Origin of the sequence: Streptomyces sp. NRRL S-118 (genome assembly GCF_000716335.1) — a bacterium.
Taxonomy (GTDB): domain Bacteria; phylum Actinomycetota; class Actinomycetes; order Streptomycetales; family Streptomycetaceae; genus Streptomyces.
The window spans coordinates 51,563-51,842 of record NZ_KL591021.1 but is presented as its reverse complement, the minus strand read 5'-3'; the positions used below and the strand labels follow the sequence as shown (position 1 = coordinate 51,842).

Sequence of the window (280 nt, the reverse complement as noted above, 5' to 3'; positions counted from 1 at the left end):
CCGCGGGCGATGCCGATGCGCTGGCGCTGGCCGCCGGAGAACTGGTGCGGGTAGCGGTTGATGTACTCGGGGTTGAGACCGACCACGTCGAGCAGCTCCCGCACCCGCCGGCGCCGGTCGCCCCTGGGCGCCACCTCCGGATGGATGTCGAAGGGCTCGCCGATGATGTCGCCGACGGTCATCCGGGGGTTCAGGGACGTGTACGGGTCCTGGAACACCATCTGGATGTTGCGGCGCACCGCCTTCAGGGCGCGGCCGGACAGCTTGGTGATGTCCTGGC

The 280-nt window shown here is 70.0% G+C and carries 1 protein-coding gene; it reads right to left on the bottom strand.

Going from position 1 to position 280, the window contains the following annotated elements; translation table 11 throughout:
- Positions 1-280, bottom strand: a 280-nt coding sequence (locus IH00_RS0128175) for an ATP-binding cassette domain-containing protein (RefSeq protein WP_039947500.1), incomplete at both ends; no start/stop codon positions are given.